Genomic DNA, 18,700 nt, shown 5'->3' on the forward strand with positions numbered 1-18,700 from the left:
GACGCCCACAGCCCTCGCCCCACCAGCACCCGTCACCGCCCCGGCCCGCGCCCCGCCGCCAAGCGTCAGCGCCCGCGCCCCTTGCCCCGCCGGTTCTGCTCGTCGTCCTCGTCCTGGTGCGGCCCGAGCAGCTCGTCCGCCAGTGACGGCAGGTCGTCCAGCGGGGTCTCCTCGGCCCAGTCCGGCCGCGGCCGCCGCTGCGGCCTGCCGTCGGCGTCAACCTGCGGCAGCTCCCGCGTACGGTCTTCGGTCCCGTCCGGACCAGCCCCCGGCCGCTCGTCCCGGAAGAACCCGGGCGGCACCCGGTCGGCGGGGCCCTCACCCCGTACGGGAGGCAGCACCGCGGTCTCGTCCGCCGCACCGGGCACGACCGGCGGCAGTACGGCGGTCTCGTCAGCGGCACGGTAGGGCCCGCCCGCACCATCCCGACGCTCCACCGGCGGCAGCACGGCAGTCTCGTCAGCGGCACCGGAGGCCCCACCCGCACCGTCCCGGCGCTCCACCGGCGGCAACACCGCAGTCTCATCACCGGCACCAGAGGACCCACCCGCACCATCCCGGCGCTCCACCGGCGGCAACACCGCAGTCTCGTCGGCCGCCCGGGGAGCCGCCCCCGGCTGCGGCAACTCCGCGGTCACCTCGGCATCGGAACCCCCGGCGTCGGCCCCGGTGTCCGGTCGCTCGTCCCCGGGCCGCACCGGCCGCAGCACGGCCGTGTCCTCCACGGGCCCGCCCGACGCGTTCGTCGGCGTCACCACCGGCGTGGGCACGGTCGCCGCATCGGGCGGCACCGCCGGCGTCGCCGGAGCCGTCGGCTGCCGGGGACCCGCCGCTGCCGCCGCCGCTGCCTGTTCGGCGGCCCGGCGTGCCTCCTCGGCCCGCAGCAGCGCCTCCTCGGCCTTGCGCTGCTTCTCCAGGCGCCGCGCCTCGGCCTCGGCCCGGATCCTGGCCTCCTCCTCGGCCTGCTTGCGACGCCGCTCCTCCTCGGCCTTGCGGCGGGCCTCCTCCTCGGCCCGCGCCTGCTCCTCGGCCAGGAGCCGGGCCCGCTCCTCCTCGGCGCGGCGGCGTGCCTCCTCGGCGCGCAGTCGGGCCTCCTCCGCCTGCCGTTCGGCCTCGCGCCGCTGTGCCTCCTCCAGCTCGCGCCGCTTGCGCTCCTCCTCCTCGGCGCGCAGCCGGGCGAGCTGCTCCTGGCGCTCCCGCTCCAGGCGCTCCTCCTCGGCCTTGCGGGCGGCCTCTTCCTCGGCCTTGCGGCGGGCTTCCTCCTCGGCCTTGCGGCGCGCCTCCTCCTGGGCCTTCACCTCGGCCTCGGACAGCGGCAGCAGTTGGTCGAGCCGGTGCCGGACGACGGTCGTGACGGCCTCGGGCTCCTGCCCGGCGTCCACCACCAGGTACCGCCCGGGGTCGGCCGCGGCCAGCGTCAAAAAACCGGACCGCACGCGCGCGTGGAACTCGGCCGGCTCCGACTCCAGCCGGTCCGGCGCCTCCGTGAACCGCTCCCGCGCGGTCTCCGGCGAGACGTCCAGCAGGACCGTCAGGTGCGGGACGAGACCATGGGTCGCCCAGCGGTTGATACGGGCGATCTCGGTCGGGGACAGGTCGCGGCCCGCCCCCTGGTAGGCGACCGAGGAGTCGATGTAACGGTCGGTGATCACGACGGCACCCCGCTCCAGCGCGGGCCGCACCACGGTGTCCACGTGCTCGGCGCGGTCCGCCGCGTACAGCAGCGCCTCCGCGCGGTGCGAGAGCCCGGCGCTGGAGACGTCCAGCAGGATCGACCGCAGCCGCTTGCCCACCGGCGTCGCCCCCGGCTCGCGCGTCAGCACGACCTCGTGGCCCTTGGACCTGATCCACTCGGCGAGCGCTTCGGCCTGCGTGGACTTCCCGGCACCGTCGCCGCCCTCCAGGGCGATGAAGAACCCGGAGGCGGCGGTCGTCGGCTCCGGGTCGTCGCCGCCGAGCAGCGCGTGGCGCAGGTCCTGCCGCAGCGGCACCCCGGAGCGGTCGTCGAGCTTGGCCAGCACCAGCGCGGCCACCGGCAGCAGCAGCGCGCCGACCAGCATCAGTGTGAACGCCGCCCCGCCATGCGCGAACACGAACTTGCCGTTCTCCAGGCGGTGCGGCCCGATGAGCGCCGCCACCAGGGGCGCGATCAGCGCGCCGAGCGCCACGAAGACCCGCACCACCGCGTGCAGGTGCTCGGTCGTGCGGGCCCGCCGGAAGTCCTCGGCCTCCTGGTCGAGCAGCGTGTGCCCGGTGTTGGCGGCGATGCCCGCGCCGACCCCGGCCAGCGCGACGATCAGCAGCACGGTGGCGACGTCCGGGACGAGCCCGGCGGCCAGCAGCGCGATGCCGGTGAAGGCGATGGCCAGCGCCAGTAGCCGGCGCCGCGACAGCGACCCCAGCACCTTCGGTGCCGTACGGATTCCGACGACGACACCGCCGGTGAGCAGGCACACCAGCAGCCCGTACGTCACCGGGCCGCCACCGAGGTCCTTGGCGTGCAGCACGGACACCGCGACGACGGCGGCCACCGCGCCCGCGACGGCCGCGCAGGCGAGCACCAGCAGCGGCATCGCGCCCGTACGCCCCTTGTCGCCGCCCTCGGCCGTCCGGGGGCGCCGCAGCCCCTCCAGCGGGGACCGCGCGCGCGGGGTGCGTGTGCCGGGTACCTCAAGGAACGTCAGCACGGAAAGGGACGCGGCGAACAGACCCGCCGCGACATACGAGGCGAGGGCCGCCTGGTGCTCGGCGAACCAGTCGATCCCGGCACCGAGGAGATTGTTGAACAGTCCCGCGCCGACCAGCGCGGCCGCCGCGAGAGGGACGGCCACGAAGCTCGTACGCAGCGACAGGCGGCGCAGCGCGTCCATGTGGTCCGGCAGCGGCCGTACCGTCGCGCCCTCGGGAGGTGGCGCGGGCAGCAGCGCGGGCGCGGCGCTCTCGCGGCACACCGTCCAGAACCGTTCTGCCACACCGGTGACGAACACGGTCACCAGCAGCACGGCGAGCGCGTCCTGAGGCATCCAGTCGATCCACAGCGGCGCGACGATCAGCAGCGCGGCCCGCAGGCCGTCCGCGCCGACCATGGTCCAGCGGCGGTCGAGCGGGCCGTCCTGCGAGGTGAGCGCGGAGAGCGGGCCGAGGAGGACGGCACCGAAGAGCAGCGTCGCGAGGACGCGGACCGCGAAGACGGTCGCCACCGCGAACGCCACGCCCCGGTACCCACCGCCGAACGACCCCTCGGCGATCGCCGCCTGGAGGGCGAGGAGGACCAGCACCAGGAGCGCCAGCACGTCACCGACGCCGCTGACGAGCTGTGCGCTCCACAGCCGCTTCAGCTGCGGCCGGCGCAGCAGCGCGCGCACGGCACGCTCGCGGGAGTCCGCGACCAGGGCGTCGTCGGGGGCCGGGTGATGGGCCGTTGGCTGCTCGGCTCGCGTCATGTCTTTCAGCCTATCGGGCCGCACCGACACTCCAGTGCGCCCGCCCGAACGTCCGCACGCCCCGGCACCTATGTGATGCCGGGGCGTTCGTTTCGCGAACGTGCGGTGGAGAAAACACCGTTGCCCGCGAAGCCGGGCCCTCCTGCTGCGCCGGCCCTGCGGACTCAGTCCTCCGACGTCGTCTTGGAAGCCGTCGCCTTCTTCGCGGCCGTCTTCTTCGCGGTCGTCGTCTTCTTCGCCGCCGTGGTCTTCTTGGCGGCGGTCTTCTTCGCGGCCGTCGCCTTCTTCGCCGGGGCCTTCTTCGCCGTCTTCTTGGCCGGCCCCTTCGCGCGCTTCTCGGCGAGCAGCTCGAAGCCGCGCTCCGGAGTGATCGTCTCGACGCTGTCGCCGGACCGCAGGGTCGCGTTGGTCTCGCCGTCGGTGACGTACGGACCGAAGCGACCGTCCTTGACGACGACCGGCTTCTCGCTGACCGGGTCCGTGCCGAGCTCCTTCAGCGGCGGCTTGGCGGCGGCGCGGCCACGCTGCTTCGGCTGGGCGTAGATCGCCTGCGCCTCCTCCAGCGTGATCGTGAAGAGCTGGTCCTCCGACTGCAGCGACCGCGAGTCCGTCCCCTTCTTCAGGTACGGCCCGTAGCGCCCGTTCTGCGCGGTGATCTCGACGCCCTCCGCGTCCGTGCCGACGACACGCGGCAGCGACATCAGCTTGAGGGCGTCCTCCAGCGTCACCGTGTCCAGGGACATCGACTTGAACAGCGAGGCCGTACGCGGCTTCACGGCGTTCTTGCCGGTCTTCGGCGTGCCCTCGGGCAGCACCTCGGTGACGTACGGGCCGTAGCGGCCGTCCTTGGCGACGATCGTGTGGCCGGTCACCGGGTCCGTGCCCAGCTCGAAGTCGCCGCTCGGCTTGGCGAGCAGCTCCTCCGCGAGCTCGACGGACAGCTCGTCCGGCGCCAGGTCGGCCGGGATGTCGGCGCGCTGGTGCTGCTCGGTGTCCTTCTCGCCGCGCTCGATGTACGGCCCGTAGCGGCCGACGCGGAGCACGATGTCGTTGCCCACCGGGAACGACGACACCTCGCGCGCGTCGATCGCGCCCAGGTCGGTCACCAGCTCCTTGAGGCCGCCGAGGTGGTCCCCGTCGCCGTTGCCGGCGTCGGCCGCGCCCCCGTTGCCCGTGCCCTCGCCGAAGTAGAAGCGCCGCAGCCACGGCACGGCCTGTGCCTCGCCGCGGGCGATGGCGTCGAGGTCGTCCTCCATCTTGGCGGTGAAGTCGTAGTCGACGAGCCGCCCGAAGTGCTTCTCCAGGAGGTTGACCACGGCGAAGGAGAGGAAGGACGGGACGAGTGCCGTGCCCTTCTTGAACACATAGCCGCGGTCGAGGATGGTGCCGATGATCGACGCGTACGTCGACGGGCGGCCGATCTCGCGCTCTTCGAGCTCCTTGACCAGCGACGCCTCGGTGTAGCGGGCCGGCGGCTTGGTGGCGTGACCGTCGGCCGTGATCTCCTCGGCGGTCAGCGGGTCGCCCTCGTTGACCTGCGGCAGCCGACGCTCGCGGTCGTCCAGCTCGGCGTTCGGGTCGTCGGCGCCCTCGACGTACGCCTTCAGGAAGCCGTGGAACGTGATCGTCTTGCCGGACGCGCTGAACTCGACGTCCCGCCCGTCGGCCGCGGTGCCGCCGATCTTCACGGTGACGCTGTTGCCGGTCGCGTCCTTCATCTGGGAGGCGACCGTCCGCTTCCAGATCAGCTCGTAGAGCCTGAACTGGTCGCCGGTCAGACCCGTCTCGGCGGGCGTGCGGAAACGATCACCCGAGGGGCGGATCGCCTCGTGCGCCTCCTGGGCGTTCTTGACCTTGCCGGCGTACGTCCGCGGCTGCGGCGGCAGGTAGTCGGCGCCGTACAGCTGGGTGACCTGCGCGCGGGCGGCGGCGACCGCCGTGTCGCTCAGGGTCGTGGAGTCCGTACGCATGTACGTGATGTAGCCGTTCTCGTACAGCTTCTGCGCGATCTGCATGGTCGCCTTCGCGCCGAAGCCGAGCTTGCGGCTGGCCTCCTGCTGCAGCGTCGTCGTACGGAACGGGGCGTACGGCGAGCGGCGGTACGGCTTGGACTCGACCGACCGGACGGAGAACCGGGTGTCCTCCAGGGCGGCGGCGAGGGCGCGGGCGTTCGCCTCGTCGAGGTGGAGGGTGTTCGCGCTCTTGAGTTGTCCCAGGGAGTCGAAGTCGCGGCCCTGCGCGACCCGCCTGCCGTCGACGGTCTGCAGGCGGGCGACCAGCGACGACGGGTCCGACGAATCCCCCGCGCGGCCGGTCGCGAAGGTGCCCGTCAGGTCCCAGTACTCAGCCGAACGAAACGCGATGCGCTCGCGTTCCCGCTCCACGACAAGTCGTGTGGCGACCGACTGGACACGGCCCGCCGACAGCCGCGGCATGACCTTCTTCCACAGCACCGGCGAGACCTCGTAGCCGTAGAGACGGTCGAGGATGCGGCGGGTCTCCTGGGCGTCGACGAGCTTCTGGTTGAGCTGGCGCGGGTTGGCGACTGCGGCCTGGATCGCGGCCTTGGTGATCTCGTGGAAGACCATCCGCTTGACCGGGACCTTGGGCTTGAGCACCTCCTGGAGGTGCCAGGCGATGGCCTCGCCCTCGCGGTCCTCATCGGTGGCGAGGTACAGCTCGTCGGAATCCTTCAGCAGGTCCTTGAGCTTCTTGACCTGCGCCTTCTTGTCGGCGTTGACCACATAGATGGGCTGGAAGTCATGGTCGACGTCCACACCGAGGCGGCGGACCTCGCCGGTGTACTTCTCGGGCACCTCCGCGGCGCCGTTGGGGAGGTCGCGGATGTGCCCGACGCTCGCTTCGACGACGTAGCCGGGGCCGAGGTAGCCCTTGATCGTCTTCGCCTTGGCAGGCGACTCGACGATGACGAGTCGGCGGCCGCCCTGTGCGGTCTCGCTGGTCGGGGACAACTTCGCTCTTCTCTCCGGTCGACGCTGGGGCCTCCCCAGGCCTTGCTCCCGGGGTCTGGGCACCTTTCATGGCTCACTCGCTGGTGACGCTGCGGAGTGTGACGGTACATCCCGCCCCCGTGTCAAACGGGAAAAGCCCGCAACGGCCACTCGAACGGTAACCCGACTACCGCCATTCCTGCCGCCCGGCGTGTCCACCGACCCGACCGCGTCGATCCGGAGCGTGTCCTACCGATTACCCCAGGTCGAACGCGTCCTCAGTTGTCAGACCTGGGTGAAGCACCACGCCCCGAGGGTCAGCGCGATCACCGCGGCGATGCTCGCGAGGGTCGCCGATGCGACGGGGTTCACACCGAGGGCGACGGGCTCGCGGCGGCGCACCCGGGTCGCCGTCCAGACCAGCAGGCCGCCTCCGAACAGGGCGAACACCACTCCCGCGAAGATCGCCGGTCCGCTCTCCATGGCTCCCGTGCCCCTTTTTCCCGTCGGCGAGTATCCACTCCCCGGGAGGTTGACACGCACGGGCTGCGTCCAGGCGAACCTGACGTGAACGCGAGGGCGACGGGGCTGTGCGTCCGCTTTCAGCCATGGCCTGGATCCGGCACTCCGAGGTTTTCGAAGATTTTTTCGTCCACGGCTTCCACAGCCGCCCTCAGACCCCACCGGCGCCGGTGTCGTCCCGATCGTCTGGGGAGAGGAGGGCGCCAGAACGATGTTGGCCGGTTTCACATCCCGTGGGCGGCAGCGGCCCCGCATTCCGTACGACCACCTGAAGCTCGACCGCATCGAGCACGCTCCCGGCTCGCCTCACCCCGCCGGCTCCAGGAACCCCTGCTCCACCAACAACCGGATCTGCGCCGGCGTCCGGTCCCGCAGCAACACCGGATCCTCACCGACCAGTTGGGCGATGGCGTCCAGGATCCGCCCCGCGGTCAGCGACCCGTCGCACACGCCCGCGAACCCCGCGCCGACCGTGTCCACCTTGGTGGCCCGCCGCATCCCCCGATTCTGACGGAGCACGACATGCTCCGGATCCTCCGCGCCGGGCAGCCCGACCTGCTCCTGCACCACCTCGGCTGCCAGCCGGAAGCGCTCCTCCAGCAGGGCCGCGTCGTCCCGCGAGCGCAGGTAGTCGAGCCGTTCGAAGTGCGCCCGGACCGTCTCGCCGAGCGGCTGTTCGACCGGATGCGGCCACTCCTCCACGGTGATCGAGGGCACCGCGGCCCCCCGCTTGCGCAGGGTGATCCACCCGAACCCGACCGCCCGCACCTTGCGCGCCTCGAACTCGTCCAGCCAGGCGTCGTACCGCGCCTCGTACTCGGCCACGTCGCCCCGGTGGTCGCCGGCGTCGCGCAGCCACAGCTCGGCGTACTGCGTGACGTCCTGCACCTCGCGCTGCACGATCCACGCGTCGCACCCGTGCGGCACCCACGACTGCAGCCGCTCCTGCCAGTCCTCCCCCTGTACGTGCTGCCAGTTGGCGAGGAACTGCGCGAACCCGCCCTCGTTCAGCCGTTCCCCCGCCCGTTGAACGAGCGTGCGGCACAGTTCGTCCCCGCCCATGCCGCCGTCGCGGTACGTCAGCCGGGCACCGGGGGAGATCACGAAGGGTGGGTTCGACACGATCAGGTCGAACTTCTCGTCGTCCGACAGCGGCTCGAAGAGCGAGCCCTCGCGCAGGTCCGCGGCCGGTGCGCCGGACAGCGCGAGAGTGAGCGCGGCGATGTGCAACGCGCGCGGGTTGACGTCGGTCGCCGTCACGCGCGTGGCGTGCTGTGCGGCGTGCAGCGCCTGGATGCCGGAGCCGGTGCCGAGGTCGAGGGCCGAGGAGACGGGCGTACGGACCGTGATCCCGGCGAGCGTCGTCGACGCGCCGCCGACGCCCAGGACGACGCCCTCCTCCCGGCGCCCGATGCCCCCGGCGCCGCCGACCGCGCAGCCGAGGTCGGACACGATGAACCAGTCCTCGCCGTCGAGCCCGCCGTACGGCCGTACGTCCACGGTCGCCGCGACCTCGTCGCCGCCGACGCGCGTCAGCCACCCGCTCTCCAGGCACTCGGCGACGGGCAGAACGCCCTCCACGCGCGCGTGCGCAACGGGCTGCTGCAACAGGAACAGCCGCACGAGCATCTCCAACGGCGTGTCGCCGCGTGTCGCCCGGAGCGCGGGAACGACCTCGCTGCGCGCCAGCGCCGCGTACGCGGAGGCGCCGAGCAGTTCGAGCAGTCCGTCGGCGGTGAAGGCGGCCCCCAGGAGGGCGTCCCGCAGCCGCGCGGTGACGTCGGGACGGTCGGTGGCGGGCAGGGCGGAGAGGCTGGCGTTGCTCACGCCCCCATTGTGACCGCGCGGCACAGTCGTCGCGAACGTCAGCCCTGGGTGGCCGACGGCGTGGACGACGCGCTCTTGCAGGTCTCCTGCTTGGCCATCGCCTGGCCGACCTCGCCCTCCTCCAGGGTGGTCAGCGCGTCGCTGCCGCTCTGGCTGAGCTTGTCGAGTTCGGTGGCGATGTCCTTGAGGCCGTCCGCGAACTTCGCCTGGTCCTTGGTGTCGAGGTCGTCGACCTGCTTCTTCAGGGAGGCGTAGGAGGAGGCGATGCCGTTGAGCTCCTTCACCGCGTCCTGCTGCTTCTTGTCGCCGTTCTCGACGTCGGGCGCCCCGGCCTTGCTCACGGCGGCGCCGATCGCCTTGTAGGCGTCGGACATGTCCTGGAAGGCCTGCGCGTCGGTCTTCTGGACCTCTTCCGGCGTGCTGCTGTCCGAGGTCTCCTTCTGGATCGCGGAATTGGCCGCCGCGATCTTCTTGGCCTGCGGCTGTACGGCGTCGCAGACCTGCTTGGCCCAGGCATCCAGCTTCTCGTTGCTGTCGTCGCCGCTGCATCCCGACAGCGCCAGTACCAGTACCGCACCGCCGGACAGTGCGACCGCGAGCTTCTTGTTCACCGGATTGGTCCCTTCCATGGCTCTCGGCCCCGGAAGATACACGCCAAGCGGACGATAAACGTATGACTAACGTCCGATATTCATCACATTGCAGCCATTTATACCAAGGGAGAGAAGGCTCACGGCGCGGGCGTGAACACAGCGGAGCGGGCGGGTGACGCGCCAATGCGCGCCCCCCGCCCGCCCCTTGGGTCGAGCCGGGTACGACGAGCTACGAAACCACCGCCGGATCAGCCGACTTGGAGCTCGGCTCGGCGTTGTCGTCGCCCATGGAGATGCCGCGCCGCTTGGAGACGTACACCGCTCCGACGATCACGGCCAGGGAGAGTACGGCGATCAGGATCCGTATGCCGAGACTCGCGTCGTCGCCGTAGCTGAACTTGATCACGGCGGGCGCGATGAGCAGCGCGACCAGGTTCATCACCTTCAGCAGCGGGTTGATCGCCGGTCCGGCGGTGTCCTTGAATGGGTCACCGACCGTGTCGCCAATCACCGTGGCGGAGTGCGCCTCGCTGCCCTTGCCGCCGTGGTGGCCGTCCTCGACGAGCTTCTTGGCGTTGTCCCAGGCGCCACCGGAGTTGGCGAGGAACACCGCCATCAGGGTGCCGGCCCCGATCGCGCCCGCCAGATACGCGCCGAGCGCGCCGACGCCGAGCGTGAACCCGATGAAGATCGGCGCCATGACGGCCAGCAGACCCGGCGTGGCCAGCTCCCGCAGCGCGTCCCTCGTACAGATGTCGACGACTTTTCCGTACTCCGGTTTCTCGGTGTAGTCCATGATCCCGGGCCGCTCCCGGAACTGCCGCCGCACCTCGAACACCACCGAACCCGCCGACCGCGAGACCGCGTTGATCGCCAGCCCGGAGAACAGGAAGACGACCGCCGCGCCCGCGATGAGGCCGACGAGGTTGTTGGGCTGCGAGATGTCCATCGCCAACGTCATCGGTGAGCCCTCACCACTGAGCCGCTCACCCACGTCCCGCGCGCCGGTGGTGATCGCGTCACGGTACGACCCGAAGAGCGCCGACGCCGCGAGAACGGCCGTGGCGATGGCGATGCCCTTGGTGATGGCCTTGGTGGTGTTGCCGACGGCGTCCAGGTTGGTGAGCACCTGCGCGCCCGCGCCCTCGACGTCGCCGGACATCTCGGCGATGCCCTGCGCGTTGTCGGAGACCGGCCCGAAGGTGTCCATGGCGACGATCACACCGACCGTGGTGAGCAGACCGGTACCGGCCAGCGCGACCGCGAACAGCGCGAGCATGATCGACGTACCGCCCAGCAGGAAGGCGCCGTAGACGCCGAGGCCGATCAACAGGGCGGTGTAGACGGCCGATTCGAGGCCGACGGAGATACCGGCGAGGACGACGGTGGCCGGGCCGGTGAGCGAGGTCTTGCCGATGTCCCTGACGGGGCGCCGGGTGGTCTCGGTGAAGTAGCCGGTGAGCTGCTGGATCACGGCGGCGAGCAGGATGCCGATCGCCACCGCGACCAGGGCCAGGATCCGTGGGTCGCCGGCCTTGGCCAGGATGGCGTCGTCGGTGACCCCGTCGAGCTCGGCGTACGAGGACGGCAGGTAGGTGAAGGCGGCGATCGCCACCAGCACCAGCGAGATCACCGCGGAGATGAAGAAGCCGCGGTTGATCGCGCTCATCCCGCTGCGGTCGGCGCGCCGCGGGGCCACGGCGAAGATGCCGATCATCGCGGTGATCACACCGATCGCGGGAACCAGCAGCGGGAACGCCAGCCCGAAGTCGCCGAAGGCCGCCGTGCCCAGGATCAGCGCGGCGACCAGGGTCACGGCGTACGACTCGAACAGGTCGGCCGCCATGCCCGCGCAGTCGCCGACGTTGTCGCCCACGTTGTCGGCGATGGTCGCGGCATTGCGCGGATCGTCCTCCGGAATGCCCTGTTCGACCTTGCCGACCAGGTCGGCGCCGACGTCGGCGGCCTTGGTGAAGATGCCGCCGCCCACCCTCATGAACATCGCGATGAGGGCCGCACCGAGGCCGAAGCCCTCCAGCACCTTCGGCGCGTCGGCCGTGTAGACCAGCACGACACAGGAGGCGCCCAGGAGACCGAGCCCCACCGTGAACATGCCGACCACGCCGCCCGTGCGGAAAGCGATCTTCATGGCTTTGTGCGAGACGAGAGTGAGATCCTTTTCCGGCTCACCCGCCGCCGGAGTCGCTTCCCGGGCAGCCGCGGCGACCCGCACATTGCTGCGCACCGCGAGCCACATGCCGATATAGCCGGTGGCCGCCGAGAACGCCGCGCCGATCAAGAAGAACACCGAGCGCCCGGCACGCTGATTCCAGTCGTCCGCGGGCAGCAGCATGAGCAGGAAGAACACGACCACGGCGAATACACCGAGCGTGCGCAACTGCCGGGCCAGATAGGCGTTGGCGCCTTCCTGGACGGCCGCGGCGATCTTCTTCATGCTGTCGGTGCCCTCGCCCGCCGCGAGCACCTGGCGCAGCAGCACGCCGGCGACCACGAGCGCGGCCAGGGCGACGGCCGCGATGACCATCACCATGACGCGGTTGTCGTCGGTCAGCACTGCGGCTGCGAAGGTTGTGGAGTGGTCCAGATGGTCCAACCGATGAGGGGTAGAAAGCCCCGCCATTCGTCCTCCTTGACGCTTGGGCTGAGCTCAAGATGTGGACGGATTGTAGGGAGCCGGTCCTGATCAAAACAGGGCGCGGCAAGCGGAATTCGTCTTCCCGGCTTCACCGCAAATGATCGCAGGAAGCCACCGAACCCGAAAGTGGTAATGCCCCAGATGCGTGCACGCTTGATCGAATTACGGGGGCGCTGATCGGTCAATTGATCCATCACTGATCGTGAATTTCTTCACGAATTCCGGCCCGCTTCCCGCACAAAACAGCGAGGGCCCTGCTCAGCAGGGCCCTCGCAGCGATTACTCCGGTGGAGTGAGGACGGTCAGGGGAGCACCGCGGTCGGCGGCGGCGTGGTGGGCCAGGTCATACGGATCAATCCGCCGTTCTCTCCGGCGGTGACCTCGACATCGTCGACCAGGCCACTGATGACCGCGAGGCCCATCTCGTCCTCCTCGGCCTCCGCGTCGGGGTCCTCGGCGGCCTCGCCGGCCGTGCGGACCCCGGTGGGGGCGTGCGGCGCCTCGTCGCCGACCTCGATGGAGAACTGTTTCTCCTCCTCGATCAGCGCCACCTTCACCGGCGCCGTGATCCCGCTGATCTGATGCAGTCCCACAGCACGGGAGCAGGCCTCGCCGACGGCGAGCCGGACCTCGTCGAGGACGGCCTCGTCCACCCCGGCCCTGCGTGCCACCGCGGCCGCCACCAATCGGGCGGTCCTGACGTGCTCGGGCAGCGCGCTGAAGCGGAGTTCGACGGTGGCCATGCATCCCCCTCGGAGCTACGGGCGTGCTCGGGGCCGGACCGCCGAAAGTCCAGGCCCCCGTGTTCGAAACTGCCGCCCCGGGCCCACGGCCCGGGGCGGTGATCAGTCGGTGGCCGCCACCGCTTCCTCGACCGAGGTGTGAATGGGGAACACCTTGGTGAGGCCGGTGATGCGGAAGATCTTCAGAATGCGCTCCTGGTTGCAGACCAGGCGCAGCGAGCCCTCATGGGCACGCACCCGCTTCAGGCCGCCGACCAGCACGCCGAGCCCGGTGGAGTCGAGGAAGTCCACGCCCTCCATGTCGACGACGAGGTGGAAACTGCCGTCGTTCACCAGCTCGACCAGCTGCTCGCGCAGCTTGGGCGCGGTATATACGTCGATTTCGCCACCGACCCTGACGATCGTGCGATCGCCGATGGTCTCGGTCGACAGGGACAGGTCCACGGATCCTCCAGCACCTTGCTATCGAGCGGTCGTCCTTGGGTCATCTCGGCAGATCCCCCTGGACGGTTCGCCAGCCGCGATGGCATTCAATCACTTACCGGCAGGCGTGCACGACGCCTTGGACCCATTGTCCGTCACGCCGGTGACACACTCGGTGCCGATGGCCAAGAATCACCGATCCGATCGATCCCCGACGGACACCGCATCCCGCCCCGCACCAGGCACGGTCCTGGACCGGCTCGCCTCGGGACCGAACAGGGCTTCGCGCATCACTCATACGGAGCACTTGCCCCCGCGGGCGGGTCGCCATGCCGTCTGGCCGGACCGGATCCGCTCCGAGGTCATCGCCGCGGTGCGGGCCGCGGGCATCGAACATCCCTGGGCCCACCAGGCGCGGGCCGCCGAACACGCCCTGGACGGCCAGTCGGTGGTCGTCGCCACCGGCACGGCGTCCGGCAAGTCCCTGGCGTACCTGGTCCCGGTCTTCTCCACGCTCCTGGACGGCTCCGAGGCCCCGAACGGCCGCGGCGCCACCGCCCTCTACCTGGCCCCCACCAAGGCCCTTGCGGCGGACCAGTGCCGAGCCGTGAAGGAACTTTCACATCCCCTGGGCCAGTCCGTACGCCCGGCCGTGTACGACGGCGACACCCCGTTCGAGGAACGCGAGTGGATCCGCCAGTACGCCACGTACGTCCTGACCAACCCCGACATGCTGCACCGGGGCATATTGCCGTCCCACCCCCGCTGGGCCTCCTTCCTGAAGGCGCTGAAGTACGTCGTCATCGACGAGTGCCACACCTACCGCGGCGTCTTCGGCTCGCACGTTGCCCAGGTGCTGCGGCGTCTGCGCCGCCTGTGCGCCCGCTACGGCTCCTCCCCGGTCTTCCTGCTGGCCTCCGCGACCGCCGCCGAGCCGGCCGTGGCCGCCCGCCGCCTCACCGGCCTCCCGGTCGTGGAGGTCGCCGACGACGCCTCCCCGCGCGGCGAGCTGGTCTTCGCCCTCTGGGAGCCCCCACTCACCGAACTGCAGGGCGAGAAGGGCGCACCCGTCCGCCGTACCGCCACCGCCGAGACCGCCGACCTGCTCACCGACCTCACCCTCCAGGGCGTCCGTACGGTCGCCTTCGTGCGCTCCCGGCGGGGCGCCGAGCTGATCTCCGTGATCGCCCAGGAGCGGCTCGGGGAGATCGACCGCTCCCTGTCCGGGCGTGTCGCGGCCTACCGGGGCGGCTACCTCCCCGAGGAGCGCCGCGCCCTGGAACGCGCCCTGCACTCCGGCGAGCTCCTCGGGCTGGCCGCCACGACCGCCCTGGAGCTGGGCGTCGACGTCTCCGGCCTGGACGCGGTCGTGATCTCCGGATACCCGGGCACGCGCGCGTCCCTGTGGCAGCAGGCGGGCCGGGCCGGCCGCTCGGGGCAGGGCGCGCTGGCCGTCCTGGTGGCCCGCGACGACCCGCTGGACACCTTCCTGGTCCACCATCCGGAGGCCCTTTTCGACCAACCGGTGGAATCGACGGTCCTCGACCCCGACAACCCGTACGTCCTCGCGCCCCACCTGTGCGCGGCGGCCGAGGAGCTTCCCCTGGTCGAGGACGACCTGGAGCTGTTCGGCCCCGCCTGCGCGGAGCTGCTCCCGCAGCTGGAGGCCGCGAAGCTACTGCGCCGCCGCACCAAGGCCTGGCACTGGACACGCCGGGAGCGGGCCGCCGACCTGGCCGACATCCGGGGCGCGGGCGGCCGACCGGTCCAGATCGTCGAGGCCGGCACCGGCCGCCTGTTGGGCACGGTCGACGCGGGCGCGGCGCACACGAGCGTCCACGAGGGAGCCGTCCACCTTCACCAGGGCCGTACGTATCTGGTCCGCGCCCTCGACCTGGACGACTCGGTCGCCCTGGTCGAGGAGGCGAACCCGCCGTACTCCACGGTCGCCCGCGACACGACGACGATCTCCGTCCTGGAGACGGACATCGAGATCCCCTGGGGCCAGGGCCGCCTCTGCTACGGCTCCGTCGAGGTCACCAACCAGGTCGTCTCCTTCCTGCGCCGCCGCCTCATCACCGGCGAGGTGCTGGGCGAGACCAAACTCGACCTCCCTCCTCGAACGCTGCGCACGCGCGCGGTGTGGTGGACGGTCACCGAGGACCAGCTCGACGAGGCCCGCATCAGCCCGGAGATCCTCGGCGGCGCCCTGCACGCCGCCGAGCACGCGTCGATCGGCATGCTGCCCCTCTTCGCGACCTGCGACCGCTGGGACATCGGCGGCGTGTCGATCCCGCTGCACCCCGACACCCTGCTCCCGACGGTGTTCGTCTACGACGGCCACCCCGGCGGCGCGGGCTTCGCGGAACGCGCCTTCCACACCGCCCGGGCCTGGCTCACCGCCACCCGCGAGGCCATCGCGTCCTGCGAGTGCGACAGCGGCTGCCCGTCCTGCATCCAGTCCCCCAAGTGCGGCAACGGCAACGATCCGCTGCACAAGCGGGGGGCCGTACGGCTCCTTACGGTGCTGCTGCGGGGGGCGCCGCAGGAGAAGGCGACGGATCTTGAGGGGCAGCGGGAAGAACCGGCGCCGACGAACCCGGCGGGCCGACAGGACGAACCGGCGCCCAAGGGTCCCGGAGGGCAGCAGGACGAACCGGCGCCCGATGGTCCCGAATGGCCGGAGGACGAACGGGTGCCCAAGGGTCCCGAAGGGCCGCAGGACGAACCGGAGCCCAAGGGTCCCGGAAGGCCGCAGGACGAACCGGCGTCGCCGCCTCCGCAGGGCCCGCCCGCGCCCTGACCTCCGCCGTGAACGGCCCCGTTCTCGACGCCGCTGTCACGTCCGAGACCTGGCCCACCACCGCGCACCGCACCAGTCGCGTGTCCTGAGCCCGCGCCACCCGTTCCGCCCGGGCGCAGGCCGCCTCGCTGCCCTCCGCCCAGTGGTCCGCCGCCGCGAGCGCCGCCAGATCCGCGCCGCCGGCCGCGCGGTGCCGGGTCACGGCGACCTGCCCCAGGGCGAGCAGGACGCCGAACACGACACACAGGACGGCGATCACACCGACGCTCCAGACGGTGGCGGACCCCCGGTCACCGTCACCGCCTCTCATCTGCCCGCCTCCACCGTCTTCTCACCGGCCGTCCCCTGCGGCACCGCTGCCTCGGACACCGTCCCCTCCGCCACCGCTGCCTCGGACACCGTCCCCTCCGCCACCGCTGCCTCGGACACCGTCTCCTCGGCGACCGCGACGGCCTCCTCCCGCAGCTCGTAGGACAGCCGACCCAGCGCCGGCGCCTTGGCCGTGACCACGACCCGGACCCGGTCGCCCTCCCGGCTGATGGTGACCTTCGCCCCGCGTGGCGCCACCTCACGCGTCACCTCGACGACCGCGTCGTGCGGGTCCTGCCGGGCCGCCGCGCGGGCGCCCGTCCGGGCCGCGTCCACGCACTGGATCTGCGCGGCCACCACGAGCAGCCCCCAGACCAGCCCCATCGCGAACATCACCAGGACCGGCAGCACCAACGCCGCCTCCGCCGTCACGAAACCCCGGTCCGCGCCCCGCCCTCGCCACTCACATCCGCGCATTGAGGGCCTCCTTGACGATGCTCTGCAGCTCCGCGCTGACCTGCCCGCTCGTCACGACCTTGTAGAGCAGCACCGCGAAGGCCGCCGCCGCTACGATCCCCACCGCGTACTCGGAGGTGACCATCCCGGCCTCCTTCCGCATGCCGCGCGTCCGCCGCATCAGAGCACGCGCGCGTGCCCGTACCGCCTTGTACATCTCAACCCCCGTGAGGTTCCGTCTCATTGATCAAAGCTGATCGAAGCTGCCTGAATCTGATCTGAGTTGTTCGGCGTACGCCGCTTGCTCTCGCGCCCCCTCACCCGCCTCTCATCCGCCGCCCCCTCCCAACACCCCACCCGCCAGCCCGATCACCACAGGCAGCACGCCGACCGCGGTGAAGGCGGGCAGGAAGCACAGTCCCACCGGCGCGGTGACCATCACCGCCGCTCGCCGGGCCCGTGCCGTCGCGCTGCGGGCCCAGTCGGCGCGGGCGTCCGCGGCGATCCGCGCGACCGGTGCGGCCGCGGGGAGCCCGGACACGTCGGCCCGTTCCAGCAGCCGGGCCAGGGCGTCGGCGCCCGGTGTCGCGAGCAGACCGCGCCACGCTTCCGCCGGTTCACCGCCGAGCCGTACTTCCGCCGCCCCACGCGCCAGCGCCTCCCCGACCGGGCCACCCAATGCCTCGCCCACCGCCTGCGCGGCGATCACCGGACCGGCGCCGGCCGCGATGCAGGCGGCCACCAGATCGGCGGCGAGCGGAAGTTGCCGAGCCGCCTCACGCGGGTCGAAGGCCTCACCCTCGGCCGCGGCCGCCGTCTGCCGCCGACGCCACCGCCACACCCCGACCGCGGCGACCAGCCCCACGACGACGCCCATGCCCCCGCCGACCAGCACCCATCCGGCGCCGACCACGGCCACCGTCGGCCACCACCGCCGCACGACACCCCCGACCTCCCAACGCGGCCTCCTGACGTCGGCTTCACGGTCCAGCAGCTCGGCCAGCCGCCTGCGCACCTGACGCTCCCGTCGTACGCCCGCCGCCCAGCGCGCGACCCACGCCAGGGCGAGCGCGACCCCCAGCGCCACCCCCAGCCTGTGGACAACTTCCGCGCTCACGCCGCTTCAGCTCCCCTCACGATCCGCAGCGCCCACCACAGCCCCACGCCCTCCAGCACCCCGCCCACCAGCAGACAGACCAGTCCCGCGCCGGTGTGCAGCAGCACGTGCAGCGGGTCGGCGCCGAGGGCGGTGCCGAGGAGGATGCCGAGGGCCGGCAACGCGGCGAGCATCACGGCCGTGGAGCGGGAGCCGGCCAACTGCGCCCGGAACTCGGCACGCTGGTCGCGCTCCGCCCGCAGGGCGGCCTCCAGCCGGTCGAGCCCGGCCGCGAGACCCGCGCCCTGGTCGACCGCGACCCGCCAGCACGCGGCGAGCCCCAACAACCCGTCGGCCCCGGGCTGTCGTGCCGCCACCGCGAGCGCCCCCGGCACGTCCCCGCCGAACCGCGCCGCCGCCAGCACGGGCGCCTCCGTGTCACCGAGCCCTCCGGAGTCCCGCGCGGCCCGCAACAGGGCCTCACCGGGCTGCCGTCCGGCCCGCACCTCCCCGGCCAGCGCCGAGCACAGCGCGATCACCGCGTCGCCTCGCCGCTCTCGCGCCCGCCGCACCTCCCCGGCCAGCCGCACCCGCCGCAGCACCGGCACTCCGGCCGCCCCCGCGACGACCGGCAGCACCGACGAACCCAGCACCCCGAGCACCAGCCCGACGACCGCGGCCCACCACTCGACCCGCAGCCGCCCACGGACCCGCCGCAGCCCACCGGCCCACCGCCGCCACGCGGGAGGCCCACTGCCCACCACCCCGCCCCCGACCAGCAGCAGGTGCGCCCGCCGGGCCCCCGAGTGCCAATCACCCATCAGCCACGCGGCCGCCCCGGCACACACCAGGGCCGCGCTCATCGCCGTCTCACCCAT

Annotated in this window: 12 protein-coding genes and 2 pseudogenes; 1 reads left to right on the top strand and 13 read right to left on the bottom strand. The window is 71.9% G+C overall.

The window, feature by feature from the left end:
• Positions 1-65: 65 nt before the first annotated feature.
• The 8 genes from tmk to bldG all read right to left on the bottom strand — a co-directional run bounded on the left by tmk (position 66) and on the right by bldG (position 13,179).
• Positions 66-3,443: a dTMP kinase gene (gene tmk, locus I2W78_RS16965; protein WP_196460870.1), complete on the bottom strand. Its 3,378-nt coding sequence runs from the start codon at positions 3,441-3,443 to the stop codon at positions 66-68.
• Positions 3,444-3,607: 164 nt separating this feature from the next.
• Positions 3,608-6,415 (bottom strand): type I DNA topoisomerase, encoded by a 2,808-nt coding sequence (topA, locus tag I2W78_RS16970; RefSeq protein ID WP_196460872.1) that lies wholly within the window; start codon positions 6,413-6,415, stop codon positions 3,608-3,610.
• Between the two features lie 264 nt (positions 6,416-6,679).
• Entirely contained in the window at positions 6,680-6,877 is a 198-nt protein-coding gene (locus I2W78_RS16975; protein ID WP_196460874.1) for a hypothetical protein, read from the bottom strand.
• A gap of 345 nt (positions 6,878-7,222) precedes the next feature.
• A complete protein-coding gene (locus I2W78_RS16980) occupies positions 7,223-8,743 on the bottom strand; it encodes a DUF7059 domain-containing protein (protein WP_196460876.1) in 1,521 nt (506 codons plus the stop codon).
• Positions 8,744-8,781: 38 nt separating this feature from the next.
• Positions 8,782-9,372, bottom strand: coding sequence for a small secreted protein (locus I2W78_RS16985; RefSeq protein WP_196460877.1), 591 nt, complete (start codon positions 9,370-9,372; stop codon positions 8,782-8,784).
• Between the two features lie 193 nt (positions 9,373-9,565).
• Entirely contained in the window at positions 9,566-11,977 is a 2,412-nt protein-coding gene (locus I2W78_RS16990; protein WP_196460879.1) for a sodium-translocating pyrophosphatase, read from the bottom strand.
• A gap of 317 nt (positions 11,978-12,294) precedes the next feature.
• On the bottom strand, positions 12,295-12,735 hold the full coding sequence (locus I2W78_RS16995; protein ID WP_196460881.1) for an ATP-binding protein: 441 nt from the start codon (positions 12,733-12,735) through the stop codon (positions 12,295-12,297).
• A gap of 102 nt (positions 12,736-12,837) precedes the next feature.
• Positions 12,838-13,179 (bottom strand): anti-sigma factor antagonist BldG, encoded by a 342-nt coding sequence (gene bldG / locus I2W78_RS17000; protein ID WP_024885807.1) that lies wholly within the window; start codon positions 13,177-13,179, stop codon positions 12,838-12,840.
• A 79-nt stretch (positions 13,180-13,258) separates the two neighbouring features.
• On the opposite strand from bldG, the gene I2W78_RS17005 reads away from it, so the two are divergent.
• A complete protein-coding gene (locus I2W78_RS17005; protein WP_230885481.1) occupies positions 13,259-15,961 on the top strand; it encodes a DEAD/DEAH box helicase in 2,703 nt (900 codons plus the stop codon).
• Here I2W78_RS17005 and I2W78_RS17010 read toward each other — a convergent pair.
• The 5 genes and pseudogenes from I2W78_RS17010 to I2W78_RS17030 form a co-directional block, all read right to left on the bottom strand.
• A pseudogene (locus I2W78_RS17010) lies at positions 15,930-16,271 on the bottom strand (Rv3654c family TadE-like protein); the annotation flags it as partial. The gene I2W78_RS17005 and the pseudogene I2W78_RS17010 sit on opposite strands and share 32 nt — an antisense overlap.
• A gap of 110 nt (positions 16,272-16,381) precedes the next feature.
• Positions 16,382-16,747: pseudogene (locus I2W78_RS17015) on the bottom strand (TadE family type IV pilus minor pilin); the annotation flags it as partial.
• Positions 16,734-16,943, bottom strand: coding sequence for a DUF4244 domain-containing protein (locus tag I2W78_RS17020; protein WP_196464594.1), 210 nt, complete (start codon positions 16,941-16,943; stop codon positions 16,734-16,736). The gene I2W78_RS17020 and the pseudogene I2W78_RS17015, both read right to left, overlap by 14 nt.
• A gap of 111 nt (positions 16,944-17,054) precedes the next feature.
• Positions 17,055-17,843: a type II secretion system F family protein gene (locus I2W78_RS17025; RefSeq protein ID WP_196460884.1), complete on the bottom strand. Its 789-nt coding sequence runs from the start codon at positions 17,841-17,843 to the stop codon at positions 17,055-17,057.
• The gene (locus I2W78_RS17030) at positions 17,840-18,700 is read right to left on the bottom strand and encodes a type II secretion system F family protein (RefSeq protein ID WP_230885482.1); all 861 of its coding nucleotides are present in this window, start codon (positions 18,698-18,700) and stop codon (positions 17,840-17,842) included. The genes I2W78_RS17025 and I2W78_RS17030 overlap by 4 nt, the downstream gene beginning before the upstream one ends.

The sequence above is a fragment of the Streptomyces spinoverrucosus genome (assembly GCF_015712165.1).
Classification (GTDB): Bacteria; Actinomycetota; Actinomycetes; order Streptomycetales; family Streptomycetaceae; genus Streptomyces; species Streptomyces spinoverrucosus_A.

What these genes read in the sequence shown, in the direction of transcription:
- I2W78_RS16985 (WP_196460877.1), bottom strand. Translation starts at nt 9,372, where the DNA reads ATGGAAGGGACCAATCCGGTGAACAAGAAGCTCGCGGTCGCACTGTCC.
- I2W78_RS17005 (WP_230885481.1), top strand. Translation starts at nt 13,259, where the DNA reads ATGGCATTCAATCACTTACCGGCAGGCGTGCACGACGCCTTGGACCCA.
- I2W78_RS17030 (WP_230885482.1), bottom strand. Translation starts at nt 18,700, where the DNA reads ATGGGTGAGACGGCGATGAGCGCGGCCCTGGTGTGTGCCGGGGCGGCC.
- I2W78_RS16995 (WP_196460881.1), bottom strand. Translation starts at nt 12,735, where the DNA reads ATGGCCACCGTCGAACTCCGCTTCAGCGCGCTGCCCGAGCACGTCAGG.
- I2W78_RS16990 (WP_196460879.1), bottom strand. Translation starts at nt 11,977, where the DNA reads ATGGCGGGGCTTTCTACCCCTCATCGGTTGGACCATCTGGACCACTCC.
- I2W78_RS16975 (WP_196460874.1), bottom strand. Translation starts at nt 6,877, where the DNA reads ATGGAGAGCGGACCGGCGATCTTCGCGGGAGTGGTGTTCGCCCTGTTC.
- tmk (WP_196460870.1), bottom strand. Translation starts at nt 3,443, where the DNA reads ATGACGCGAGCCGAGCAGCCAACGGCCCATCACCCGGCCCCCGACGAC.
- I2W78_RS17020 (WP_196464594.1), bottom strand. Translation starts at nt 16,943, where the DNA reads ATGTACAAGGCGGTACGGGCACGCGCGCGTGCTCTGATGCGGCGGACG.